Source organism: Leptospira jelokensis, from assembly GCF_004769635.1.
Taxonomy (GTDB): Bacteria; Spirochaetota; Leptospiria; order Leptospirales; family Leptospiraceae; genus Leptospira_A; species Leptospira_A jelokensis.
This window is the reverse complement of the sequence record NZ_RQGH01000039.1, coordinates 92,705-117,157: the sequence shown is the minus strand read 5'-3', so window position 1 is coordinate 117,157 and position 24,453 is coordinate 92,705. Positions and strand designations below refer to the sequence as shown.

The following is a 24,453-nucleotide window of genomic DNA, read 5'->3' as shown; positions in this document are numbered from 1 at the left end:
TCTAGTTTGTGATTATCGATTGTTTCGCTGCATTTTTTGAATGTATTCGGCTAAGGCATCAATTTCGTTTTTACGCATATGCGAATATGCTTTCATGTAACTGCCTGGAATTCCGTTTTTGATACTTTTGGCTATGGCTTCTTTTGATGATCCATTCACATAAGTCGTTTTATCTTGGAAATTCGGAATCCTTGCATCCTTTAACAAATGAGTCCTTGTGCCTCGGCCATTGCCTTCTGGTCCATGGCAAGAGATACAACCATTTTGGATGTACATGGCTTCTGGGAAAGGAACGGTGGTGGCTTTCGGTGGGGGAGGTTCTTTTTTTGTGGACTCATTTTCCGCATTACATTGGAAATAGAGAAAACACAAGGTGAAAACAAAAAAACATTGTTTAACAGAGGTTTGGAAAGAAACCGAAAACACCCGATCCAAACTAGTTACTGTTAATCGCAATAGATGGGTACTCCGGTTAAGTCAAGATTGTACTTTTGAGAGAGATAACATAAGACAATCGTACGACCCGTGATTGCGAGTGTGTTATTATAATAAATGACTTCTCCAATATTTCCTGAAAAGAAATTAGACGCACCTGCATCTGATCCTAAATAAAGATCACTTGGTGTGAAGGTTTTATTTGGATCTGTAGAAATGGTTTGGTTCAAACCACTTGAGAAAAATGAAAAATTCACTCCATTCAATTGTTCAAACGTTACCAGGTAGGGAAAGTAAGTGAGGTTAAAGTTAATGGAGCTAGAGCCAATGATCCCTTCCGATATTTTTCCCATCCGAAAGATATTAGAATCAAAGTAATAAGTGACACCACCATTGGATTCGAAGATGGGTCCGTTGGCTAAGATACTTCTTGTTAGAACAAAGAACATGGTTGAACTATTGGCAGGGATACCCGTGGCACTCAGTCGGTATAGATACTGGGAACTACCAGCATCAAAGTTAACAGCTGGTTTTCCACCAATCCCACCACTCAGGTATAAAGGAGGATTGCCTGCTACAAAGGAAGCACCATTCCCACTGCGGTCTTGCCAATTTGTAACTGGTGAGTAATTTGTGAGATTGGAAAAACTATCAGCACTTAGGTGGAGTTTCAAAGAACTTGTGACTGGATTGGAATTCCAGGAAGCCACTTGTCTTGGATCATATCCTGAGATGGCTTGGATTTCATCCATGGTAAGTGCTCTGTTGTATACTAGGACTTCATCCAGTTGGCCATTGAATCCACTTGTCAAATCGGAGCGAATGCCAATTGTGAACACACTTGGATCGGCATCCCAAGTGCTTTTGGCTTGTGTGATGAGTTTCACACCATTGTGGTAGATGGAAGCTCCATAACCACCAGCTGGCCCTTCATAGACACCACAAAGGTAATGCCAAATGTTCTGTTGGTTATAATAAAATTCCTCTACTTCGTTCAAATAACCTGAAAAAAAGTATTTTGAATTGGTAAGCCCTGCACCTAACGCGATCATGCGGTCGGCTGAGTTTGGACCTATGCTCAGCATGGTTCCAGGATTGATGGCACCTGATTTGTATTGGACACATACGGTTCGCGGTTGGAATTTTTTAGGTAAGGAGGATGTGGTCGTGATGACATTTAAGTAAGTGGAACCATTTGTATTTAAGGCCGAGATGGATTGGCCATATTTATCAACCACGAGTGTGGCACCCATATTACTTGTCGGATTGCCAAACCCACTCACATCTTGGAAGTCCTTATTAAAATCAAAACGAGCCACAAGACCATCAGGGATTTGCGCAGAGAGGATTCTCACTTCTTTTGCGGTAAGTGCCTTGGAATAAATTTTGATTTCATCGAGTTTGCCATTGAAAGTTTGAGAGGGACTTGAGTCGAGCCTTCCTACGAATAAACCAGAACCAAGAGTTGTATTCACCGCATTTATAGTCTGGCTTGCAATCTCAACTCCATCTGCATACAACCAACCATTGTTTCCATCAAAGGTTCCACAGAGGTGAGTCCAACGATTGAGGGGGAGTGTATAAAAGATATAAATTTCAGAACCATTTAGGCCACCAAACCGAAGTCTTTGGTTGCCACCGGCATCTTTGAACATTCCGAGGATGAAGGCTTCATTTGAAGCTGGATTTCCATAGGACAAAATCGCTGCATTTTCATTGATGTTGACTGGGTAACGTTCTGGGTTCACCCAAACACAGATGCTCCTTGGATGGTTTCCAAGAGGCAATGCGTTGAGAGTTGGGTCCTGCAAATACCCCCCAAGTCGCATACGCCTTCCTGTATTCGCCTGCCTTCCGATACCTGTGGTGAAAACATTCGATCCATATGATGTCAGGTTTCCGCTAATGGCACCAGTGGATGTTGTATCTCCCGTAAAAGAATATTGCACCATGAGCTGGATTGGCCTTGATGCATAGGAATTGCCGACGAGTGCGCTATCCGCATTTTTCGCTAAATCATTCACTTCGGCTTCGTTTAACTCGCGTTCGTAGAATCGTAAGTCGGCTATTTTTCCTGGGAAAAACAAAGTCCCAGAGGAAGAAACACCTACGGTCAAATCACCTGATATGGCGATCGTAGGCATGGTTCTCTTTAAAACCAAATTCCCATTCATGTACACTTTGTACCCATCATTACTATCAATGGTTAGGGCAACATGGGTCCATTGGTTTGGGATGATGGTTGTATGAGTGGAGACAGGTGTAAAACCACCGCGGTAAACTGACAATTGGTCACTCGCATCAATGAATAAACCATAACCATTACTTGTAAAATCCCCATGGTAAAAGATTACTTTTGCGGATCCAGGATTCGTACCATCCCAAAGGAACCAACTCGATAAAGTGACCTTATTCACAGAAGGGCCTGGAGAGGGAGCGGTACCAGCATTTCCAATCGATGTTGTGGCAGCACCGCTCGTTTCTCCAAACCTACCACTCCCAAACGTAGGACTTCCAATCGCAGTGATAGTCTGATTTCCTAAAAAATTGGAAGTGGAACCGTTTAACGGATAGAAGGCTGTGAATTTATTTGATTTTAATGACCGCAATGTGTGCATAGTTCCAAACACAATGACGTCACCCACATTTGTGATGTACTTTGGAGATTGGATATTGGCATCGACACCGATCGAATTGGTAAGGCCTAAGTTTCCTGATCCTGCTACTGTGATCACTTCTCCTGATTCACTATGCACCCTTCTTATCCGGTTGTTTCCAAAATCAGCTACATACAAAAAGATACCATCTGAAGTGATTCCATACGGTGAATTAAAAGCAGCTGATGAACCAGAAGCATCCATGTAACCATCGAGGGAACTTCCACAAAGGATTGATGTGGCACCCGTGACTTTGTGTGTTTTTGTAATGTTATGGGTTCCTAAGTTTGTGGTGTAGAGGTAATCACCGATTACCGTGATCCCTTCCGGGAAATTAATATCCCCACCACTCACAAGGGTTGTGACTTCCCTTGAACTAATCTTCAACACACGGATGGCAGAGTTATTCCGATCAGCAATATAGAGTTTGCCATCATCGAGTACGATCCCTGCAGGAGAAGCAAACCTAGCAGCAAGGGGATCAGAAGAATCAGCCAAAGCATTTGCAGGTGAAACGACAGAATCGTCTCCAGCAAATGTTTCCGCATAACCTGTGCTAATGAGAACACGTTTGATCCTGTTTCCTAAAGTTTCTGTGACATATAAATAGGTTCCATCCGTTGTGATGCCTTTGGGTAAATTGAAACTACCGCTGACACCTGAGCCAGCCGTATTACCAGCTGATCCCGATCCCACAAGAGAAGAAACTGAATTGGTCATTGGATTGAAAACACGGATTTTATGATTTCCTGAATCGACAATGTAACCCTTTGCTCCATCGAATGTGATCCCATTGATATCATTGAAGGATGCTGTGGCAGCAAGGCCATCACTTGCTCCACTTGTGACTTGTCCTGCCGCCGTTGCGATTTCACCTTGAAAGTAATGGATTTGTACTGGTGCAAGTTTTTGTGCCCCAATGGCATTCCCATACCGATAACCAGCAACACAATTGACAGCAATGTTCGTGATATTGGCACCAAGCATTGTACCAGTCACATCGGATTGGACCGCACATACAAATCCAGGTGGCTCTTGGGTGATTTGGATTTCATAACCAGTCCCACTGGCAAGTGGTGTCGCAAAAGTAATGGGAGTGGAAGTGGCACCGGCGGGAACGTTAATCGAATCGATGCCGTTGGTAATGGTTAAACCAGTAGGCAAATTAACAGTACTAGTCACATTTCCACTCATATTGTATAGGTTTACGGAACAAATGATGCCAACATTGGTAACGGCTCCATTGGTGACTGTTCCGCTTGCACTTGTTATACTACAATTTTGCCAAGGGTTTTGTGGGGCAGAGAAAACGGTGACTGAATAGTTCGTTCCTGTAGGTAGTGCCGTGTTAAAGGTAAAGGTTCCGTTACTTGCAATTGTTAAATCATCACCACCATTATTTTGTAAAACAAAAGTTCCGGCTCCAAAGGGAGTTGTGAGTGAACTGATGGTTCCACCCACAGTGTAAACATTGGGTTGGTAATTGACACTGAGTATGTCACTTTGTGCAAAACCTACTTTACACATCCTCACTTTTACGTTCTCAGAAACACCTGGAGTTGGAAATACGTAATTCCCAAGTGCTCCCGTATTGCACGTGTTTGCTGCCATTCCACAATCGGGATCGGCAGGTACTGCAACGGCATTCGTATGGCAAACCCAGGTGCTTCCGGTTGTGGTCGTACTAAAACTTACTGTTTGCCCTGAATCTAAAAATGCACCGGTCGCCAAACTAGGAGTTGGTGTCGCAACCTTTAGAGCATAAGAAGATGTGACCACTTGTGAGGGATCCCATCCTACTTTACAATGAATGGCTTTGATGACGGCTTGGGAATTGTCTGTAAGGGATACCGTACTTGTTGTCACGGTTCCTGTCGCACAAGTGGGGTCTGCTTGTGCACCATTTCCCAATGTGTAGCGGTATTCGGAACCAGGGATCAAACTAGAGAGGGTAACCGTTCCGTCATCATTGAATACAGAACCTGATACGGGTGAAAAACTAGGTAAGGTCAAACTACAATTGAGAACTGCATTCGACATATTAGAAACGATACCTGAATGTGTTGCTCCTGCGGTAATCGTACAGACTTGGTTTGGTGGATTGGCGGATACTACAATTTCATAGTCCACTCCGCCGGGAATGGTGGAACCAAAGGTAAATGTGCCAACACCAGGGTTTACCGAAACAGATTGTGTGACAAATGCAGGTGTTCCTCCTGTGTGAACCAAATCCAAGGTCACTGCCCCGCCTAACACACTTGTTGTGGTTCCACCAGGGCTCGATACGGAGCCTCCCACTAGAAATGCATTGGAACAATTCACAGCGAAAGTCGTTGTACCATTGCCCACAGTAACTGAACTAGATACTAGGGTACACACTCCTGTTGTGATCACACCACCTGGGTTATCAATGGAAACAGAAAAAGTCCCACCACTCAAGTAGGTTCCTGGAAATGCAAAAGTTCCGTCCGTTGTGACGTCGATCGTGTTTGCACCATCTAACGTAAGTTTGAGTTCGTTTCCAACACTCAGTGTTCCTAAAATTCCGATCACTTGTGCATTCACCGCGTAGGAATTGGTACTACAATTGATGGTCACAGGAATCGGTGTGGTGGTCATGGTTCCTGATGTAACACCAGGTGAGGTGATGGAACAAGTTTGGCTAGGGTTTGTGGGTTGGCTTACGATGCTAAAGTTATAAGTTTCACCGGCAGGCAGTGGTGGGAAAGAAAAACTTGCGCTATTGACGTTGATGGTGTCAGTCCCGGACCCAGTTATATTTTGCAACTGGAGTCCATTGCCAGAAAGCCCAGTGGCTGTTCCACTGATCAGATACAAGGCGTCTCCGCAAACCACCTGGATGCCTTCAATGTTCCCACTGAGGACTGTCCCTTGGCCAGAGGATACGATACAGTTTTGGATCGGGGAAGAAGGTGGAGTTTTGACAGTTACATTATAAGTGGCACCTGAGTTGATTTTTTTTGTGAACGTATAAGTGCCGTCGTTAGTCACTTCCAGGACTTCGCCATTGTTTTCCATTTGGAGTCCAGTTCCGAGAAGTCCTGAAACACGAAAGCTCACAGTATAAGCCAGGGTGTTCGCCTGCAAAAAACGAAATGTAGTGAAAGTCTCTAAAAAGGACCGATTGATGTTTGGAAACGAACACCCAAAGATCGGGAGGAGGAATAAGGAAAGGAAAAGTTTTTGAAGGAAGGAAATACCCCCCTTGGATCCAAAAAAATATTTTCCCGTCATCATCATATCTATCGAATGATAACAGTTGAGAATCGATTTCGTCCAGAGAAAATCTATATTTTTTTAAGAGAATCTAGGAAAGACATTCTGTGAGAAATCCCAGTTCACTGTAAGTACTACCACTCCAATTGAGATTCAATCTAAAATGGAAATGGGAAAGAAATTGCAAACAATCCGCTCAACTCAAAAGGTAAAATAACTACTTTCAGAACGAAGTCCAGCACCCACCGTATGGAACTGGCTAGTTGGTGAGTGGTCAAGATTTTGTCTCATTAGAATTTACATCAGTCCTTTGGATTGTAAAAATTCAGGATTGTAAACTTTAGATTGGTACTTGGTTCCTGTGTCGCATAACACGGTAACGATGGTATGACCTGGTCCCATTTGTTTGGCGATTTGGGTGGCGGCTGCTAAATTGATCCCCACACTGCCTCCCATAAAGAGTCCATCTTCCTTTAATACTTTTTGTAAAATGGTAAGGGCATCTTTGTCGTGGATGCGAATGGCGTCATCGGCGGGCATACCTTCCATATTTTTAGTGATGCGACCTTGCCCGATCCCTTCTGTGATGGACGAACCTTCAATGGTAATTTTCCCTGTTTTGACTAATGAATACACTCCCGATCCATACGGATCCGCGACAATGCATTTGATGTTCGGATTTTTTGATTTGAGATAAAGAGCTGTGCCAGCATAGGTCCCACCTGTTCCAATGGATGTGGTCCAAACATCGATTTTTCCTTGGGTCTGGTTCCAAATTTCTGGGCCAGTGGATTCAAAATGAGCATTCCGATTGGCAAGGTTATCAAACTGATTGGCCCAAAGGGAGTTGGGAGTTTCCTTGGCAATTTTTTCAGAGACCCTTACATAATTTCCTGGATCAGAATAGGGAACTGCCGGAACTAAGATGACTTCTGCACCTAATGTGCGTAACATTTCAATTTTTTCTTTGGATTGAGTCTCTGGGATGACAATGATGGTTTTGTATCCTTTTGCATTGCAAATATGGGTGAGTCCAATGCCAGTATTCCCGGCAGTACCTTCAACGACGGTCCCCCCTTTTTTTAAGAGGCCTTTTTTTTCTGCATCTTCGATGATGTAAAGTGCTGCACGATCTTTCACCGACCCACCAGGGTTTAAAAATTCAGCTTTTCCTAAAATTTCACAACCTGTCTCTTCACTTAATGAACGAATACGGATCAGTGGGGTGTTTCCAATTGTATCGGTAAATCCATTTCGAATTGTTGTTTCCATAAGAATACACTTGACTCCTTTCTATTAGATACCAATTTCCAAGTTTATGTACAAGTCCATTCGGCAGTGGTTTTCCCCAGCGCCTGCCATCCCACAAAAATCCGAAACAGAAATTCAAACTCTTTACCCCAAATATAGGTTCCGAGTACTCGAATCAACTTTCATCGGTTATACGGTCTACTACCTCACTCGTAATAACTTTTCTCCTGTTTCAAAAGAAATTGGAGAAGCATTGTCATATTCCAAATCAGAGATAGGTGATATCTTGGCAGTGACCGCTATCACCTATGGGATTGGAAAATTTTTTATGGGTGCTTTGTCGGACCGATCCAATCCCAAAAAATTTATGGCAGTTGGACTCTTTCTCACTGCCATTTTGAATTTTTCATTTGGATTTGCGAATCATTATTGGGTACATCTGTTTTTATGGGGAGCCAATGGTTTAGTGCAAGGAATGGGTTGGCCACCTAGTGGTCGTTCTCTTGGGCATTGGTATTCCGTTGGAGAAAGGGGTACTACGTTTGCATTTTGGAATATTGCACATAATATTGGAGGAGGACTTGTTGGTGTTGTCGCATCTCACTCTGCAGCCAAGTATGGATGGCAATACGCATTTTTTATTCCAGGTTTCATTGCCCTGATTGAAGCATATTTAGTTTATAAACGACTTGTGGACACACCACAATCCGTTGGCCTTCCACCGATCGAAGTGTATCGGAATGATTACCCACCAGAAGAAAAAGAAGATCACGAAAAGGAACTTACCACCAAACAACTGATTGTGGAACAAGTATTATTAAACAAATACATTTGGTTATTTGCGATTATCAATTTTTTTGTATACATCATACGTTACAGTTTGATCGATTGGGGCCCAACTTACTTAAAAGAAACGAAAGGTGCTGATATATTAGGTGGAGGTTATTCCACTTTGATTTTGGAATTTGGTGGGATTGGTTCCACATTACTTATGGGATGGGTTTCTGATCGGTTGGGAGGCCGTCGCGGGATGGTAAGTTTACTTTGTATCATTCCTATCTTTTTTGCTTTTGTGGGAATCATGGTAAATCCTCCCGGGAATATTTGGATCGATTATGTTTTGTTTGGAATGATTGGACTTTTCATTTATCCGCCTGTTATGTTGTTAGGTGTAGCTGGCATGGATTTTACTTCCAAAAAAGCCGTGGGGACTGCGGCCGGATTCATTGGTCTTTTTGGTTCTCTTGGTCGCACAACGCAAGGTAAGGGCCTTGCTCTTTTATCCACACATTATTCATGGGATGTCGCAATTGGTGCCATTTTGGTTTCCACACTCATCGCGATTTTCCTTCTGATTTTTAGTTGGAATTTAAGGCCAAGAGGGTAAATCAATTGACGGAGATCAAATTTTGATCCAAATTTACGAGTTATGAATCTAGGCAAAAAGATCGCAATCGGAATCATCGGTATCATTGCCATCCCACTTGTGTTGGCAATTTTTTTACCTTCTAGTTACCAAGTGGAAAGGTCCATTGATATTGGAAAATCGGCATCAGAGGTTTTTACCTTCATACGCCTTTTAAAAAACCAAGACCAGTACAGTGTATGGGCCAAACGTGATCCCGATATGAAAAAGATCTTCACTGGTGAAGACGGAACTGTTGGGTTTGTTTCACGATGGGAAAGCCAAGTGAAAGATGTTGGTATTGGCGAACAAGAAATCAAAATGATCAATGCTGATGCAATGGAGATGCAAACCGAACTTAGATTTTTTGAACCATTTGAGGGCACCGAAAGAAGTTATATGAAGGTATCTTCTCTTGATCCCAAAAAATCCAAAGTCATTTGGGGATTTGATGGATCGATGCCTTATCCATTTAATTTGATGTTACTTTTTATGGACTTTGAAGAAATGATTGGGAACGATTTTGAAGAAGGACTTTCGAATCTAAAAACTGTTTTGGAAAAATAAGGAAATTCATTTCATTTGAACATACAAAATATCTATTGGCAACTCTACCAAGACGACCCCATTCTCAAACCTGGATTCCCATCTCCCATCTTGGCCGATCCCAGTTTTTTATTCCCAGAGGTATGTCCCGATGGACTCTGGCATTTATTTGCGCATAACATCTTTGGTGTGTTAGAGTATGTATCGGAAGATGGAATCACTTGGAAAAAAAAGAAATCCATTGTATGGAATGCAATGCGTCCCTTTATCTACTTTGAAGAGGGAACCTATTATTTGTATTATGAAAAATATAAATTTTTCCATGTGCTTATGTCTTGGTTTCCCTACCGCAAATGGAAATCAAGGATTGAAGTAAAAACAAGTAAAGACCTAAAACATTGGTCAAAACCAAAAACGGTCATCATTCCTAAATTTCCCTTTCACAAAGATCCAAACTATGGTGAATCTGTCAGTAATCCTTGCCTTGTAAAGTTTGGAAATAAGTACAGAATGTACTTTTCTTCTTCCCTTGTGATGGTCCCTGATTGTGGTTTTTGTGAACCCAAATACATTACGGTGGCAGAATCAAGTTCTCCCCTGGGTCCGTTTTCCTATTTTTCAGAACCTATCATTTCACCCAATGGAATGGATCCTTTTTGTAATTTAGGTGCAGGTTCCATCAAGGTCATCCCTTGGAAAGGAAGGTACTTAGGATTTCAAAATGGAATTTTTTGGAACCCGGTTCGAAAGGAATCCTGTTCTGCGATCCTTTTTTTACAAAGTGAAGATGGGATCCATTTTGAACGGATCAACCAAACTCCTATCCTTGGGCCAACGGGAAGAGGATGGAAAGCAAGCCATGTTTATGCCTGCGATGTTAAGTATTCGGAAGCTGAAAATATCTTTATCCTCTATTTCAATGCAAGGGACAAAGCCCATTGGACAAAAGGGAAAGAGGCGATTGGACTGTTTGTCGGAAAGGTAGAAGAATCAAAAGGGAATTCCAAATCGGGTTCAAAACAAAAGTCCAAAACCAAATCCAATGGTAAGGCCAAAACGAATTCGAAAGTTTCGGCAAAAAAGAAACCAACAAAACCAAAACCAAAGAAGTCTAAATCCAAATGACAAAATCGCTCGTCGGACATTCCAAAGACTTAGGAGACAATTTTATCATCCGTCGCGTATTACCGGCGTTAGAAAAACGATCGGTGGGACCCTTTGTTTTTTTTGATCATTTTGGACCTGTACCTGTTGTCACTGGCGAAGAACTTGTGGTTCGTGCCCACCCGCACATTGGGCTTGCGACCATCACATTTTTATATGATGGGGTGATCACCCACCGAGATAGCCTAAGAGTGGAGATGGACATTCGTCCTGGTGAAACCAATTGGATGGTAGCGGGGAATGGTATTGTACACAGTGAACGGTCTAAGTTTGATCCTAAATATGAAGTGTTAGAAGGCATCCAAACCTGGATTGCGTTACCAAAAGAGAAAGAACAGATGGAACCAAGTTTCCAACACCTTTCCGAAACTGAAATCCCAGTTTGGAATGGGAACGGTGTTACATTTCGCTTGTTAGGTGGTAAGTTTTTAGGATTAGAATCGAAAGCAATCGTACACTCTCCTTTGTTTTATGCAGACATTGATTTAAAAATGGAATCCGATTTGATTGAATGGAAACTCGGTTCGGAGGAAGAAGCAGGACTCTATGTAACCCGCGGAGCCATCGAATCAGAGGGGGAGTCCTATGCCATGGGATCAATGGTGTTGTTTGAAAAAGGAACTAAAGTAACCTTTAAAGCCAAACAAAACAGCCGATTGATGTTGTTAGGTGGAGAACCACTCAAAGAAAAAAGACATTTGTATTGGAACTTTGTTTCTACTGACCAAACTTTGATTGATGAAGCAAAGGTAAGATGGGCAAAGGATGAATTTCCAAAAGTGCCTGGTGAAACCGATCGGATTCCTTTACCAGGTTCGTCATAAATCAAAAAAATCTTTTTTACGACTGGTATTTTACCAGATCAGTTCCTGCTGACATATACGCTAATTTTGTGCCTGGAGAAGCTGATGCAGAAATGGTTTCGACAAATCCAGATGCTGTGACAAAAAATGTTTCATTTGGACCCACCATACGCCTCAGTTCAGGAAAATAAACCGAACCGGATACAGTAAAAAAGATCCCAAAACAAGAAGGTTCATTTAACGGTGCAAAGGTGAAGTTTTGTGCTTGGTTGAATTCCCAAGACTCTAACCTAAATTTGTCATTGGATGTGAAAAGATACCGGGAAAAGGGATGGTGGCCAAGCAGAGTTTTTTGTAATTTTTCCTCACCCTTGGATGCTTCAAAATTCAAAACAGACAATGCCTTTTCTAAATGCAGTTCTCTTGGTTTTCCATCATCACCAATCCTACCATAATCATACACACGATAGGTAGAATCAGAGGATTGTTGCACTTCGAGAAGTACCACACCACCACCAATGGCATGGATGGTGCCAGGATTCAGAAGGAATACATCCCCCGGTTTCACTGGCCATTTTTTTAAGACAGATTCACCTAAATTTTGTTTTACGAGAGATTCATAGTCTTCACGGTTTGTTTGGGTTCCAAAACCAACTACGAGTTCCGCACCAGGGTCTGCGGACAAAACGTACCAACATTCTTTTTTCCCTTTGGATTTGGGATCATACTTCAGGGCATAGGCATCATCGGGGTGGACTTGCACCGAAAGTTTTTCTTTGGCATCGATGACTTTGACAAGCAGGGGCAAACTAGCATTTGCAAACGGTTTTCCAAGCACTTCATTGGGTGCTTTTTGGATGAGTGTTGTTAAGGGAAGGTTCTGGAACTCAGGATTTTCAATGAGTGAAATATCGGAATCGTAGACGGAGACTTCCCAGGATTCACCAATGAGGCCTTCAGGGATCTTTCGTCCCAATTGGGATTCCAATTTTCTGCCACCCCATATCTTTTCTTTGTAAATTGGGGTAACAAATAAGACTTTTGGAATCCTCTCCATCCGTTTCCGTTTTAGACGGCGGTCTTTGTCCGTAAAGGGATATTTTTATGCACAAGGAGTTTGACCCGAAGGAATTTTTTCTTAAAATGGGTGAAAGAATCTGGTCGGAATTTAGAGAGATCAAACTCAAACACCTTGGATGGGACAAGGGAAGATACTGGGAATTCTACATTTAACTTGCGATACCCTTTATAACTCCCTCGGCCATTGCAGGCAGGGCAGTGAGGGTCACTACCCATACAGTCCCTACATACGATGCGAACCGTGAGTGGGATCACGGCAATCACGGGCCGGATGATTTCTGATTCTTTTAGATCGATCACCAGATCATAATCAATCCCAGTCACTTTCCTTCGATCCTTGTTTCGAAATCCTTTTCGCATCAGGCCCCTTTTGGCAAGGTCCATGATCCCTGTCGTAAACCGAACTCGGGATACAGGTAAAACGATGGGGTGTTCTTCTAGTTTTCGTTTTAGGAACTCTTTGGCATAATTTTTTTTAAACTCTTCATCATACTGCTTTCTGGCAAGGCCTGTCAGAGTTTGGTAGGCAAAATGTAAACTTTGGAATTTGGAATAGGATCCGGTGTTCGGGATATCAGGGTGGTAGAGTTTGGCTAGACGACGGAATGAAGTTTTGATTTCTTCCGTCGTTGCACCAAAGGGAATTTCTAGTACTTCGTATAGGTTTGTGTTTTGTGGTGGCATTCTCTTTTCAAATCCCACCTAATACATGTTATGGTTCTTCGAAATCACCACTCACAGAGACTTCCATAACGGATTCAGAAACCATTTTTGCTTCTAATTTTCCTTTTGCTTGGATGTATCGGTCAATGGTTCTTGCCACTTCGCGGAGTCTATCACGGTAAGCTGTTGCCAATCGGATCCTTTCCCATGGACTTTGGATTTTTTCCAATTCATAGGTGAGGGTATTGTCATCAGCATTGGTCACAGTACGAACAGAAAGTACAAGGCCCTTCACTCCACCAGCCGTACTATTTTTTAATTCACGGTAAGTGGTAACAGGGTCTTTTCCTTTTTCGGTGAGAGATTTACGAGACCAGAAAGAAAGTTCATCAAGGGAAAACCCACCACCTTCAGCACCGCCACCACCTTTTAGTTTCATCACAAAACGACTGTGCATCACATAACTCGGCTCATAAGGGAGGTGGATTTCCCGTGCGCTGGATACTTGGCCATAACGACTGTCTTTGATTTTTTTCTCAAAACTAAGGAATTTCACCTTTTCGTTGATCATGGCATGGTAATCATCCACTTCCTTGCCAATCCGTTCGATTTTCTGCTGTTGTTTTGCATTATAGGGAATGAGTGCAATGCTTCCATCTGGATTCAGTTTGTGGGCATCTGCTTGGCTCACAGGTTCATTTTTTTCATCCGCGGCAAAAAGACCAACGGTGAAGAAGAAGGTAAAAATTAAGACAAACGAGGTACGCATACGAACTCCCAGATAGTAGACTCTATATCTATTTTCGACTTTTGAAATGAAATCATTAATTTGTTAAAAATAAGGTTGAATAAAAAACGTAAAAACAGGAGGCTTGCGGTAGGTCTCCCATGGAAATAAATCTGAAAAAGAATGCAGACGCCTTTGTGATCAGCATTTCTGGAAGTTTGGACATCTACACTTCCTTAGATTTTAAAAACTTCCTCGAAACCAATATCCCAAGCCAACCTGCACCAAACCTCCATGTCATCATCAATTTGGAGAAACTCAACTACATTGACTCTTCTGGGATTGGAATGCTCATCAAACAGCTGAATTATGTCCAAGAATTGCAAGGGAAGTTCTCGATTGCCAATATGAAACCAGCCATTGAGAAGGTTTTCAAAGTAGCAGGGCTTACCAGTTACTTCCAAACCATTGGGGAAGACGAATACCGCGAAAAATACGCGGTCTAATCACTCTTTTTCCTCCAAACGGTTTTCCACAACAAACGCATCCCATATCCCCCAAAAACGTCCCACTGAGTTTTGGCTCGGCACTAACTCCACATAAATCTTTCCATCTGGGTATTCGGAAGGTTCGAGCGGGATTTCCACTGGGTTTTGGAATCCATGGTTTTTTTCGGTGAGGAGGGAACGTTTGGGTTTTCCATTCACAAGGATTTGTAATTTTCTCGGTTTGAACTTGGAACCTTTGAGTGGTCTGTACTTGGTCAAATCTAAGTAGAGATACACTGTGGATTTTGTATTACTTGGTTTTTCGAGTAAAAACCGAAGTCCAGATTCTGGCACCATTCGACAGATGGAATCTGCTAAACCAAGGTGCGGGGAATCGGGCTCTAGTTCATAGGATTGGTAAATGGCCCAGGTTTTGAGTTCAGGAAAAGTGGAAATGTCTTCTGGGAGTAAACCTTCCTCCAGTCCAAATTCTTGTTTGGGAATTTTGGAATCATCTGAGGAGAGTGCACCAAGGGTTGATAAAAAGATTGCCGTAAGGAGTAGGGTTCGTAGTTTCAATGGTAACACCTATTCCAAGTATCGGATTACGAGACAAGTCCCCCTTTGAAAATTATTCGTTCTTTAGAATCGATCCAAAATGAATTCCGAAGTGGTTCATCGCTCACACTCGGGAATTTTGATGGAATCCACGTTGGCCACCAAACACTCTTGTTACGCACGGTCGAAAAAGCAAAAGAACTTGGAATTCCTTCGGTTGTTGTCACCTACTATCCAAATCCTTCCGTCGTACTAGGTAAAAAACCAAATTTCAAATACCTTTCCTCCGAAAAGGAAAAGGAAGAACTCATCCGCGGGTTTGGGATAGATTATCTTCTTGTTTTAGAGTTTACCTTAGAGCTTTCCAAAATGTCTGCAGAAGACTTTTTGGAAAACATCATGATCAAAACTTTGCACGCCAAACACATCGTCATCGGATACAATCATTTTTTTGGAGCAGAACGCCGCGGAGATTTTGAATTACTCAATTCCAATAAAACTAAGTATGGTTATGCGGTGGAACTACGAGAAGCAGTTTTAAAGAAAGACAGTAAAATTTCCTCCTCCCTCATCCGTGGATTCCTTGACAAAGGAGAAATGGAAGAAGCAAAAAACCTACTCGGTCGTAACTACCACATTACTGGGACTGTTGTGGAAGGTGCCAAACGAGGCCGCACGATAGGATTCCCAACCGCCAATCTTCACGTTCCGAGTGACAAACTCCTCCCTTCTGTTGGTGTGTATGCTTGTTTTGTCAAATTTGATGGCAAAGACCATAAGGGAATGGTCAACATAGGTTTTAATCCCACCTTTGATGGGTTAGGTTTGCATGTGGAAGTAAACATCTTTGATTTTGATGACAATTTATACGGCAAAGAAATCGAATTGGAGATGGTCAAAAAAATCCGAGAGGAACAAAAATTCCAAGGCATCGAAGCATTAAAAGCCCAACTCACAAAAGACAAAGAAACAAGTTTACAAATTTTGCAGTTTTAATGGAAACTCGTCACTTCGATGAACTCAGTGACCTATCAATTGTGATCTATCATCTGTAATATAGAATCGGTGATATAGCATCTGTGATCTGGTGGCAGTGGTGTGGTTGCTGTTATGTGGGCGCCTCAAATTCCTTTTAGATCTTTATTTTTTTTATAAAATGACCGCGCTTTTCGCTCCAATCTTTCCTGATTTAATTTTTGTCTCAAATTGTTTGTAAACCATGGAAAGGATTTCCGCTCCAATCGCTGGCGCGGATCGCACTTCGATGAACTCAGTGCGGCGCACGAATATGAACTAGGGTTGAGGCGCACGGAGATGAACGAGAGTTGAGGCGCACGAATATGAACTAGGGTTGAGGCGCACGGAGATGAACGAAAGTTAGGTGCGCGAATAAGAGCTAGATTTGAGGCACGCGACGATAAATGAGAGTTAGGTGTGGTGAGACGATTGTTATAGTTTGATGATGTGGTAGAGTTTTCCTTTGCGTTTGATTTTGCCGAGGATGGAATTGTGGTTGGATTCTTTTTCTAAGATGGCATCGAGAGAGGATTTGGAAATGGCCCAATCTTCTTTTAATTCATCAAAATAAAAACCACATTCTTTTTTCTCTGCATTTTTCATAAGGATCACATGTTTGTTTTTTGATTCACCTTCTTCCATTAGGACAAAACCAGGGCCAGGGAACATGGAAATCAATTTGTCTTTGATTCTGATCTGTTTTTTGAAGGCAGGGATATTCCGAAGGATACGGTATGATTTTTTTGGTAATAGGAAATTTACGCCCTCTAACACATAACAAATAAAAACGAGTTTGCCTGCTAGTGGTTTGGTTGGATTTGTTTTTGCCAAATGGGATGCGTTCAGCACCCTTTCGGTGAAAGAAGGGTTCGTGTTTTTTGAATTTGTAATCCCTTCACTTTGTTTTTTGTTTACCAATCGTTTGGCAATTTTTGTGATTCGATTTTTGAGAGCCGAATCTAAAAATTCTATTTTATCTTCAGATTTGATTTTGTTTAAGATGTGGTAAATGGAATCAAATTCCTTTTGTTTGTATTCGTTTCTGATTTTAAATTTTATGATTTCGGCATTTAATCGTTTGCTTCTTTGTAAAAAATAAGGGGATTCGTTTGTTTCTGAAGTTTTGATGAGTTTTTCTGAAAGGCCAACTAACTTCAAAATTTGTTCATTCACTTCCCGCTCTAATCCTTCTAAACGGATGAGTTCTTCTTCTAATTTTACCTTCGTTTCGAAAAACTCATCTGCATCCAGAATTTTTTTGGTGGGCTTCATGGTCTTTGTTAGTTGGCAAACTTACGTTTTTTGATCGATAAAATGATACCAACGGCTGTCATCGCCATCACCAAGTGAGATCCACCATAACTCATAAAGGTGAGTGGAACACCTGTTACAGGAAGAAGTCCAATCACAATTCCCACATTGATGGCAATATGGAAAAAAATCATGGCAACAATTCCTGCCGCGAGTAATGAACCAAATCTGTCCTTACTTTCAAAACTGATTTGTAATCCGCGCAGTGGGATGGACATCAAAAAGAATAATAACAATACACTTCCAAAGAATCCAGTTTGTTCTGCCCATGATGCAAAGATAAAGTCTGTTCCCGATTCGGGAACATGTGGGATCCTGCCTTCTGTCATCTCTCCATGAAAAAGTCCTTTTCCAAAAACCTTTCCAGATCCAACCGCAGGTTTGGATGCCCGGAGTTGGTAACCGGCCCCTTGTTTGAATTGGTCAGGGTTTAAAAAGGCAGTGAGTCGGATCACTTGGTTTTCACGGAAAGGGATGGATTTGTGAACTGCAATGGCAGAAAGAACAGAAAGTCCCAAAATCCCAATGGTGATGTAATAATTTCTTAGATGCCTTGAACCACGTGCGATCCGAATGAAAATCATCACCAAACTAATGAGTGTTAGTGTGCCACCAAGGCCAAACATAAAGGCTTCGTTCGATAAAATTTTATATCCTATGCTTGCATATTCATCTTTTACAATTTCTGCGGCCTCACGGATCATCTGTAAGTTTTTGGGATTTTCGATCCCAGGCAGTGTGAGACCCGATACTTTTTTCCCATCTAAGATAAGCCAAATTTTCCCTTGGAGTTGGTTCACAAGCGATACAAGTTCTGTTTTGTTATCTTTACGTAGCAAATCGATGAGTGGTTGGATGAGCGTGAGTTGTGAATAAGCAAGGTACATTGGTACCATAAGGGAGATCCCACCAAAAGTGAGAAGCGAGCCAACATGTAAAATATCGGCCCCACCTAAGTACAACATGGTGAATAACATTGGTAAAAAAGAAACCGCAGTTCCAAAATCTGGTTGTAAGATGATAAAAAGCATCGGCACCAAACAGATGATAAATGGAATGATCAGCACTGTAATTTTGTGCATTTCCTTTTCTTTCATCACAAGATACTGGCCAAGTAAAATCACTGTCGCAAGTTTAGAAAACTCTGAGGCTTGTAGGGTGATGGGACCAAGTTTTAACCAAGACCTTGCCCCACGACCCGAAGGAAGGTATCCGATGCCTGGGATAAGGGTGATCACAAGGAGGAAAATGGAAAATAGATAAATGAATAGTGCATACGAACCAATCAATTGGTAGTTGATCCTCGACATAAACCACATTGCAATGAGACCAACAAATACAAATGAAAATTGTTTGTACCATCGTCCCAATGCATCTGCCGTGTTTGCCTCTTGTGTATAAAGAGTGAGGACACCAGCCATTGCCACGAGAACAACGGAGAAAATTAAAAAATAATCGAGTTTTTCTGTATTACGATCAGCCATTAAAATGCCTCTTGTTCGACTGGTGCTTCTTCTTCCATGGTTTTGGCACGGGATCTATCAGTTCTTGGGAAAGAACCTGGAGGGAATGCAGCTTTAAAAACTTCCCTTGCTGCAGGAGCCGCAGAAGCCGCACCACCAACTCCATATTCTACGAAAGCGGCAACTAATATCTGTTTTTCGACAGGCGCATTGACTGGAGCATACCCAATAAACCAGGCGTGATTGGAAGAAGATGCACCTCTACGCCTTGTTTGTGCAGTTCCTGTTTTTCCAGCGATTTCTGGTAAGTTTGGAGAATTCAAAACTCCAGATGCCGTTCCAGAATACCCAACCAAATACAATCCTTCTTTTAAAGCTTCCACCGTGGATTTTTTGAGAGGGATATCACGTAAAATGGTAGGTTCTGTTTTTTGTATGAGGGAGTTGTCCAGTGGGCTTCTAATTTCGGACACAACGTACGGTTTGTAAATTTTTCCATTATTCACAACTGCCATATAAAACAAAGCCATCTCGATTGGTGTAACTGAAATAAATCCTTGTCCGATGGATAAATTTACCGTATCCCCATCAAACCACTTGTTTCCATAAGTTCTCTTTTTCCAATCGGAACTTGGGATAAATCCAGTGGCTTCTCCTGGTAAATCGATTCCTGTTTTTTTATCCAAACCGAATAACCTAGAATAGGCGAGGATAGGTTCTGCACCCAGTTTGTATCCCAATTGGTAAAAATAAACTGAGTTGGATTTTTCCAAGGCTTGTGCTAAGTTTAATTCGCCGTGGTTCTTTTTGTCCCAGTTATAAAAAACTTGGTCTGGCACACCTTTAAATGTTGATTTTAAAGTAAAACTGGCTGGGCATGAAAAAGTTTGTTTGGGATCATAATTGATTTTGTGTTCACTTTCCATGGCAGCAAGACCCACCAAGGTTTTGAATGTGGATGCCGGTGGGAACCTAGATTGGATTGCTAAGTTTAAAAACCCACCGTTGTTTGTGACTCGAGTGAAGTGATTTGATCTTTCGAGTTTATTTTTTCCAGACAAAATATTAGGATCATAGGCAGGGTTTGATGCCATGGCCAACACTTCCCCGGTGGTTGCTTTGATGGCAAGCACAGTTCCCCTAACACCCTTTAGGGCTTTGTATGCTGCGATTTGCATGTCTCTGTCAATGGTGAGGATTAAATTATTCCCAGGGACAGCATGTTCAATGACACGTTCTTCTTCGATGTTTCCTTCTGTGTTTCGTTTTTGGATGCGAAAGCCGTCTTGTCCACGAAGGGTAGTGTCATATAAGGATTCAATTCCACCTTTTCCAATCAATTGGTAGGTTTTGATTTCTTTTTCTTGTAAGTCACTGGTGGTTGGTTTTCCCACATAACCTGTCACATGCGAGAGTGCCGGTCCCATATGGTAAACGCGAGCAGGGGATGACACAAGATACACATAACGATTGATATTATCCAATACTAAAATTCGTTCTTGTTGTTCCCGTGAAATCCCTTCCAGTAAAACAAAAGGTTCTCTTGAGCGGATTTTTTTGATGAGGCGGGATTCTTGTAATTCTTTTTCATAATAAACAATGGGAATGGAAAGTGCTTCACAGAATTTATAAATGAATTCTTTTACTTTTTTTGCATCGTTTTTTAGCAAACTTGTATTGAGGATCACATCAAGGGATGCAGAGTTCGATACAAGGGGTTGGCTTGTTTCAGGAGTTAAAAAATTACGATCAAAGATATTGCCTCGATCAGCAGGAATGGATTCACTACGGCGGACAAATCGTTCGGCTTTGAGAGAGTTTTCGCTCCCTTGCACAATTTGTAAGTTGAATAATTGTAAAATATACGCAGTTAACGTAAAAACAATCATTCCAGTAAAGAAGTACAATCGTTTCCGGAAACTTGCTTCTAAACGAAACTCAGATGCCGACTGGCTCATTGCCGCACCTCATCTCCATCCAATCGATATGCCCACGAAAACAAAAAGAAAAGTGCGGGCCCGAGGAAAGCATTGTAAAGTGAAACATACAAAAACGAATAACTATGGTTAGAATGAAAGAACATAAGAAACAACAAATATGTGATGAGCCTTGAAACAAACGTAAGACCCAAAATATAAATTGTGATGGAAATATAGTTTTCTGTATACGAACTTCGTAACCCCTTCCCAACGATGTAACCCACAATGGCATAGGAAAAGGAATGTAGGCCAATTTTGTAATACACAAGATTGTCCCCACCAATTTCACCACCGAGTGCAGTGTCAGTGAGAAGGCCTCCAAAAAATCCCAACCAAAGTCCATACATAGGTCCTTTACGGAGTGCAAAAAACACAACAAAGATCACCATAAAGTCTGGTCTTACGGCATTTCCAAGTTCAAAGACATTGGATCCATTTAGAAAATGAGCAAGTAACAGGCCTATGATGATGAATACCTTATCTAAAATCATGGGTTCACCTCTTTTGGACTTTCCATGGTCTGAGGAGATGGGGAAGGAGACGGCTCCGATGGAGAACTAGGATTTGTGGTTGGATTGGTTCGTCCTGTATTAGGCGTACCAAACGTACTTGGCCCACCAAATCCCTGTGTTCCTTGTTTTTTCTCTTTTTCTTTTTTGTTATAATCTTTTTCTTTAGGGAAATCAATTTCTCCAAAGTATGGGCCTTCGATTTGGATTGTTTTTTCTGCAGGCCACTCTTCACGCCATTTCTCTGGAAGTTTTTTTAAGACAATCACATGTAAGAGGTTATCAAATTCAACAAACGGACGTAAGATGGCTGTTTTAAAGGAACCATTCCTTGGGCCTTCTTCAATGATCGTTCCAACTGGGATGCCTGGAGGGAAAACACCCGATCCACCAGAACTAAACACTGCTTTCCCAATTTTACTAAACCCTTCTGTGAACATTGTGTTCGCTGAAGTAGGAGGTGGGTTTGGTCCCATTGGAAAATTTCCGATCGCTTTTGGATCAATCACGATCCCAGAATCAATGTAGTCGAGTAAAACATCGGTTCCGCGGCCACTGTTCCCATTGAGAGATGCCCATAAATTGGTGCCAGGGATGGAGACTCCCATGGAAAAGTTGGAATTGATGATGGGTTGGATGACAGCTGAACCTTTGGAGACAGCGATGATTTTTCCGACAAGTGCCTCTGTGAATTTGCCTTTTTCGTCTAACGCGCGTGCTACGACTGGCATATAAGGTTTAATACCCGATTCAGATCCTTTGTTGATGATGATGGTTCGGTAAATGGCATTCAAACGAACACTGAGAACTTCCGCGCGAACCGATGGGTATTCGGTGCGGAGTGGGAAGTTTAACTCTTGGCGGAGGATGGCGTTTTCTGCTTTGAGGCGTTCCACATCTTTTGAGAGTTGGCGGTATTCTTCCATCACGTTCAAACAGGAGTCACGTTCTTCTCTCACCCGTTCAAAGGATTCAAGTTTGTTATAACTACTTTTGATCAGGGATCCAAAGGAATCAAAGGACCCAGAAAAAAAGTCGCCTACACCCTGAAAGCTGGCAATCCCTCTTACCATGAAGTTGCCGTTCCAAATTAGGGAAGTAAAGGAAAACAGGAATACGAAAAGTAGGGAAAACAATTCGTCATTTTGGTTGATACGATTCCACTTCATGGACTTATGTCACATTAATTTTCGTGGAAAGAATCTTTCAAGCGCGAATCGATTTTGGCCCAATTTTCATTCGGGGGGCTCTCTTGTCTCGTGGGGGCGGAAATAAAAAGTGGAGGAGGTCTCCATTTCCACACTGCCTTGGATGGACCGAAACCCTTTTGGTTCCCGAAACACTGTGACTTTTGTTTGGCTCGGAGCCCCACCGTTTCGTTTGGTTGGACTGAACCTGATTCTTACCTCGGCGGTTCCCGGGTCGACGACCTGTGCCAGGTAGGATTCCCTTCCCCAATGCACAAGTACAAACTCGCGAATGCCGAATGCGGGTGATTTGTCTTTCGCGGTTCCCAAAAACTTGGCTACGAGGGAGAGAAAGGTTCGTTCTTCCTCTTTGTCCAAATGGGAAACAAATTGTAAGAGGTGGGCTCGTAAGTATTCTTTGGCGTGGTTGTGGGCGAGTAGAACACGGTGGCGTCTGTCCAGTTGGTTGTAGAAGGATTGGAGGAGGGATCGTTCTCCTTGGTTGCAACCTGCCTTGAATGCCAAGCGGTCGAGTCGTTTCTTATGCATTTGGATGAGTTCAAATCGGTGGGTGAAGTAGGCGCTGATCCGAAAGGCATAATAAAAAAATAGGATTAGGCCTACCAGTTGTAAGAGGACAAATTCAGGATTTCCCTTCCAGATCCAGATTGGTTTTTCTGGGAACATTGTTGGTTAGACGAAAGGGAGTGGGGGAAAAAATCAGAATGAATTTCACATATGTTCTCAGTTCTTTTCTCTTCCTGCGATTTCCCTTTGAACACAAAACATCTCTTATTCGGCAGTTATCTTTTGAGACGAAAACTTTTGAATACTTTTGTGGCGAATCCCCTAAGGTATTTTGAATCAAAGTAGCTTTCGTTTGTTGGTGCACTTGTTTCCGAATTTGGGACCGGGCTACTAATTGCTAATAAAAAAGCTCATGAAAACGGAGTGGAGTATTTTAGACAGGCATCAAATTTATTGGAAAGAACAAGTCCACTCATCGAAAAGGATGTTGGAATAGCAAAAAAAGACGATGGTTTTAAAGTTCCTGATTTAGAAGTTGGTCAAATTGGAATAACAAGAAAGCGAGTATCAGAAAACGGTCCGATGAAATAGGACCATGTGTATATGATTGTAGATAAGAGGTTTAACGAAGAGACTCGTTACTTAGAATATATGATTTCTAAGAGTTATAAGCCTCATGGGCCAGTAACCCGTTGGATCAGTCATGCAGACTTTAGCTATCTTAAACGTAGTGAATTTTATAAAGTAAAACCACAAGATCAATAGGAGATATTCAACATGAAGATTGATTCAAAACCACTATTAAAAATTCTCATTACAATTGTCGTACTATCTTTTTCTTGTATAGAAAATATAGCACAGCCTAATGATAAATTAGAAAAGATCAAAAGTGAATGTCCTAAAATCGTTCAAGGTGATTTTTATTGGGGAAAGCCCTGTGTAAAAGAAAAACAATCACTCACTTGTGTGAAAGCTATAGATGAGATTAAAGCAAAAGGAATTGAAGCTTACTTTTTTGGAAAGACATGGGATATCGGCGATTATGGAATGAAGTTTCATCTAGATCAAAAGGGTAAAATTAAAATTGTCGAGCATGGTCCCGATGGTACAATAACTGTCTGGAAGCAAAAAGGGAAAATCTATCGTAAAGACAGTAATTATTTTATTGAGAATCCTGTAAATCGATCGGATGCCAAAACAGAAGAATTCATAATCAAACGTATTGACTGTGAGATCAATAATTCGAATGTCGAAAGGCAAGGTAGCTTTATTTATTTTACATTTGCAAATAATGAGATAAAAGTTTTACGGCATTCCATAATTGACAACACACCGGTGTATGGGGATTCAAAATCATTTGTTATGGCAGAGACTACAAAACCTATCAAGACCTTGGAAGTTTGGCATAGAATATCGTTGATCCTTTCTGAGTAAGTTCCGAGGAT

21 protein-coding genes are annotated in these 24,453 nt (G+C 41.8%); 8 read left to right on the top strand and 13 right to left on the bottom strand.

What is annotated here, in order from left to right; translation table 11 throughout:
- Positions 1 to 12: 12 nt before the first annotated feature.
- The 3 genes from EHQ62_RS17755 to EHQ62_RS17745 all read right to left on the bottom strand — a co-directional run bounded on the left by EHQ62_RS17755 (position 13) and on the right by EHQ62_RS17745 (position 7,601).
- Positions 13 to 456 carry a c-type cytochrome gene (locus EHQ62_RS17755; RefSeq protein WP_208720722.1) on the bottom strand — a complete coding sequence of 148 codons (444 nt, stop codon included), beginning with the start codon at positions 454 to 456 and terminating at the stop codon, positions 13 to 15.
- Positions 447 to 6,173, bottom strand: a complete 5,727-nt coding sequence (locus EHQ62_RS17750) for a LamG-like jellyroll fold domain-containing protein (protein ID WP_244241836.1) — start codon at positions 6,171 to 6,173, stop codon at positions 447 to 449. The genes EHQ62_RS17755 and EHQ62_RS17750 overlap by 10 nt, the downstream gene beginning before the upstream one ends.
- A gap of 453 nt (positions 6,174 to 6,626) precedes the next feature.
- Entirely contained in the window at positions 6,627 to 7,601 is a 975-nt protein-coding gene (locus EHQ62_RS17745) for a cysteine synthase A (RefSeq protein ID WP_135645317.1), read from the bottom strand.
- Between the two features lie 46 nt (positions 7,602 to 7,647).
- On the opposite strand from EHQ62_RS17745, the gene EHQ62_RS17740 reads away from it, so the two are divergent.
- The 4 genes from EHQ62_RS17740 to EHQ62_RS17725 are packed head-to-tail and all read left to right on the top strand — an operon-like array spanning position 7,648 to position 11,519.
- The gene (locus EHQ62_RS17740; protein ID WP_135645315.1) at positions 7,648 to 8,967 is read left to right on the top strand and encodes an MFS transporter; all 1,320 of its coding nucleotides are present in this window, start codon (positions 7,648 to 7,650) and stop codon (positions 8,965 to 8,967) included.
- Positions 8,968 to 9,009: 42 nt separating this feature from the next.
- A complete protein-coding gene (locus tag EHQ62_RS17735) occupies positions 9,010 to 9,552 on the top strand; it encodes an SRPBCC family protein (protein ID WP_135645312.1) in 543 nt (180 codons plus the stop codon).
- 15 nt (positions 9,553 to 9,567) lie between these two features.
- Positions 9,568 to 10,656, top strand: a complete 1,089-nt coding sequence (locus tag EHQ62_RS17730; protein WP_135645310.1) for a glycoside hydrolase family protein — start codon at positions 9,568 to 9,570, stop codon at positions 10,654 to 10,656.
- Positions 10,653 to 11,519, top strand: a complete 867-nt coding sequence (locus EHQ62_RS17725; protein ID WP_135645308.1) for a pirin family protein — start codon at positions 10,653 to 10,655, stop codon at positions 11,517 to 11,519. The genes EHQ62_RS17730 and EHQ62_RS17725 overlap by 4 nt, the downstream gene beginning before the upstream one ends.
- 16 nt (positions 11,520 to 11,535) lie before the next feature.
- Here EHQ62_RS17725 and EHQ62_RS17720 read toward each other — a convergent pair whose 3' ends face one another.
- The 3 genes from EHQ62_RS17720 to EHQ62_RS17710 are packed head-to-tail and all read right to left on the bottom strand — an operon-like array spanning position 11,536 to position 14,010.
- Entirely contained in the window at positions 11,536 to 12,555 is a 1,020-nt protein-coding gene (locus EHQ62_RS17720) for a type I phosphomannose isomerase catalytic subunit (protein WP_135645306.1), read from the bottom strand.
- Between the two features lie 11 nt (positions 12,556 to 12,566).
- Positions 12,567 to 13,262, bottom strand: coding sequence for a DnaJ domain-containing protein (locus EHQ62_RS17715; protein ID WP_135645304.1), 696 nt, complete (start codon positions 13,260 to 13,262; stop codon positions 12,567 to 12,569).
- A 28-nt stretch (positions 13,263 to 13,290) separates the two neighbouring features.
- Positions 13,291 to 14,010 carry an LIC_12936 family protein gene (locus tag EHQ62_RS17710; protein ID WP_135645302.1) on the bottom strand — a complete coding sequence of 240 codons (720 nt, stop codon included), beginning with the start codon at positions 14,008 to 14,010 and terminating at the stop codon, positions 13,291 to 13,293.
- Positions 14,011 to 14,129: 119 nt separating this feature from the next.
- On the opposite strand from EHQ62_RS17710, the gene EHQ62_RS17705 reads away from it, so the two are divergent.
- Positions 14,130 to 14,474 carry an STAS domain-containing protein gene (locus tag EHQ62_RS17705; RefSeq protein WP_135645300.1) on the top strand — a complete coding sequence of 115 codons (345 nt, stop codon included), beginning with the start codon at positions 14,130 to 14,132 and terminating at the stop codon, positions 14,472 to 14,474.
- Here EHQ62_RS17705 and EHQ62_RS17700 read toward each other — a convergent pair whose 3' ends face one another.
- On the bottom strand, positions 14,475 to 15,044 hold the full coding sequence (locus EHQ62_RS17700; RefSeq protein ID WP_244241835.1) for an LIC10729 family protein: 570 nt from the start codon (positions 15,042 to 15,044) through the stop codon (positions 14,475 to 14,477).
- A 36-nt stretch (positions 15,045 to 15,080) separates the two neighbouring features.
- Between EHQ62_RS17700 and EHQ62_RS17695 the strand changes: the two genes are divergently transcribed.
- Positions 15,081 to 16,010: a bifunctional riboflavin kinase/FAD synthetase gene (locus EHQ62_RS17695; protein ID WP_135645296.1), complete on the top strand. Its 930-nt coding sequence runs from the start codon at positions 15,081 to 15,083 to the stop codon at positions 16,008 to 16,010.
- 453 nt (positions 16,011 to 16,463) lie between these two features.
- Here the strand turns inward: EHQ62_RS17695 and EHQ62_RS17690 are convergent, their stop codons facing one another.
- The 6 genes from EHQ62_RS17690 to EHQ62_RS17665 form a co-directional block, all read right to left on the bottom strand.
- On the bottom strand, positions 16,464 to 17,303 hold the full coding sequence (locus EHQ62_RS17690; protein WP_135645294.1) for a hypothetical protein: 840 nt from the start codon (positions 17,301 to 17,303) through the stop codon (positions 16,464 to 16,466).
- 8 nt (positions 17,304 to 17,311) lie between these two features.
- Positions 17,312 to 18,826, bottom strand: a complete 1,515-nt coding sequence (gene rodA / locus EHQ62_RS17685) for a rod shape-determining protein RodA (RefSeq protein ID WP_135645292.1) — start codon at positions 18,824 to 18,826, stop codon at positions 17,312 to 17,314.
- Positions 18,826 to 20,763, bottom strand: a complete 1,938-nt coding sequence (gene mrdA, locus EHQ62_RS17680) for a penicillin-binding protein 2 (protein ID WP_135645290.1) — start codon at positions 20,761 to 20,763, stop codon at positions 18,826 to 18,828. The genes rodA and mrdA overlap by 1 nt, the downstream gene beginning before the upstream one ends.
- Entirely contained in the window at positions 20,760 to 21,275 is a 516-nt protein-coding gene (mreD, locus tag EHQ62_RS17675; RefSeq protein ID WP_135576698.1) for a rod shape-determining protein MreD, read from the bottom strand. Before mreD ends, mrdA begins: the two co-directional genes overlap by 4 nt.
- A complete protein-coding gene (gene mreC / locus EHQ62_RS17670) occupies positions 21,272 to 22,462 on the bottom strand; it encodes a rod shape-determining protein MreC (RefSeq protein WP_135645288.1) in 1,191 nt (396 codons plus the stop codon). Before mreC ends, mreD begins: the two co-directional genes overlap by 4 nt.
- A 66-nt stretch (positions 22,463 to 22,528) precedes the next feature.
- Positions 22,529 to 23,167 (bottom strand): hypothetical protein, encoded by a 639-nt coding sequence (locus EHQ62_RS17665; protein WP_135645286.1) that lies wholly within the window; start codon positions 23,165 to 23,167, stop codon positions 22,529 to 22,531.
- A gap of 264 nt (positions 23,168 to 23,431) precedes the next feature.
- Here EHQ62_RS17665 and EHQ62_RS18620 point away from each other — a divergent pair, with 264 nt between their 5' ends.
- Together EHQ62_RS18620 and EHQ62_RS17660 are read left to right on the top strand one after the other, a co-directional pair.
- Positions 23,432 to 23,599 (top strand): hypothetical protein, encoded by a 168-nt coding sequence (locus EHQ62_RS18620; protein ID WP_167482901.1) that lies wholly within the window; start codon positions 23,432 to 23,434, stop codon positions 23,597 to 23,599.
- A 186-nt stretch (positions 23,600 to 23,785) separates the two neighbouring features.
- Complete coding sequence (locus EHQ62_RS17660; RefSeq protein WP_135645284.1) at positions 23,786 to 24,442, top strand: hypothetical protein; 657 nt, start codon at positions 23,786 to 23,788, stop codon at positions 24,440 to 24,442.
- Positions 24,443 to 24,453 lie beyond the last annotated feature (11 nt).

Bases quoted from the DNA above. Each gene is read 5' to 3' on its own strand.
- EHQ62_RS17745 (WP_135645317.1), bottom strand. From the start codon at position 7,601: ATGGAAACAACAATTCGAAATGGATTTACCGATACAATTGGAAACACC.
- EHQ62_RS17740 (WP_135645315.1), top strand. From the start codon at position 7,648: ATGTACAAGTCCATTCGGCAGTGGTTTTCCCCAGCGCCTGCCATCCCA.
- EHQ62_RS17735 (WP_135645312.1), top strand. From the start codon at position 9,010: ATGAATCTAGGCAAAAAGATCGCAATCGGAATCATCGGTATCATTGCC.
- EHQ62_RS17725 (WP_135645308.1), top strand. From the start codon at position 10,653: ATGACAAAATCGCTCGTCGGACATTCCAAAGACTTAGGAGACAATTTT.
- EHQ62_RS17720 (WP_135645306.1), bottom strand. From the start codon at position 12,555: ATGGAGAGGATTCCAAAAGTCTTATTTGTTACCCCAATTTACAAAGAA.
- EHQ62_RS17715 (WP_135645304.1), bottom strand. From the start codon at position 13,262: ATGCCACCACAAAACACAAACCTATACGAAGTACTAGAAATTCCCTTT.
- EHQ62_RS17710 (WP_135645302.1), bottom strand. From the start codon at position 14,010: ATGCGTACCTCGTTTGTCTTAATTTTTACCTTCTTCTTCACCGTTGGT.
- EHQ62_RS17705 (WP_135645300.1), top strand. From the start codon at position 14,130: ATGGAAATAAATCTGAAAAAGAATGCAGACGCCTTTGTGATCAGCATT.
- EHQ62_RS17690 (WP_135645294.1), bottom strand. From the start codon at position 17,303: ATGAAGCCCACCAAAAAAATTCTGGATGCAGATGAGTTTTTCGAAACG.
- rodA (WP_135645292.1), bottom strand. From the start codon at position 18,826: ATGGCTGATCGTAATACAGAAAAACTCGATTATTTTTTAATTTTCTCC.
- mrdA (WP_135645290.1), bottom strand. From the start codon at position 20,763: ATGAGCCAGTCGGCATCTGAGTTTCGTTTAGAAGCAAGTTTCCGGAAA.
- mreD (WP_135576698.1), bottom strand. From the start codon at position 21,275: ATGATTTTAGATAAGGTATTCATCATCATAGGCCTGTTACTTGCTCAT.
- mreC (WP_135645288.1), bottom strand. From the start codon at position 22,462: ATGAAGTGGAATCGTATCAACCAAAATGACGAATTGTTTTCCCTACTT.
- EHQ62_RS17665 (WP_135645286.1), bottom strand. From the start codon at position 23,167: ATGTTCCCAGAAAAACCAATCTGGATCTGGAAGGGAAATCCTGAATTT.
- EHQ62_RS17660 (WP_135645284.1), top strand. From the start codon at position 23,786: ATGAAGATTGATTCAAAACCACTATTAAAAATTCTCATTACAATTGTC.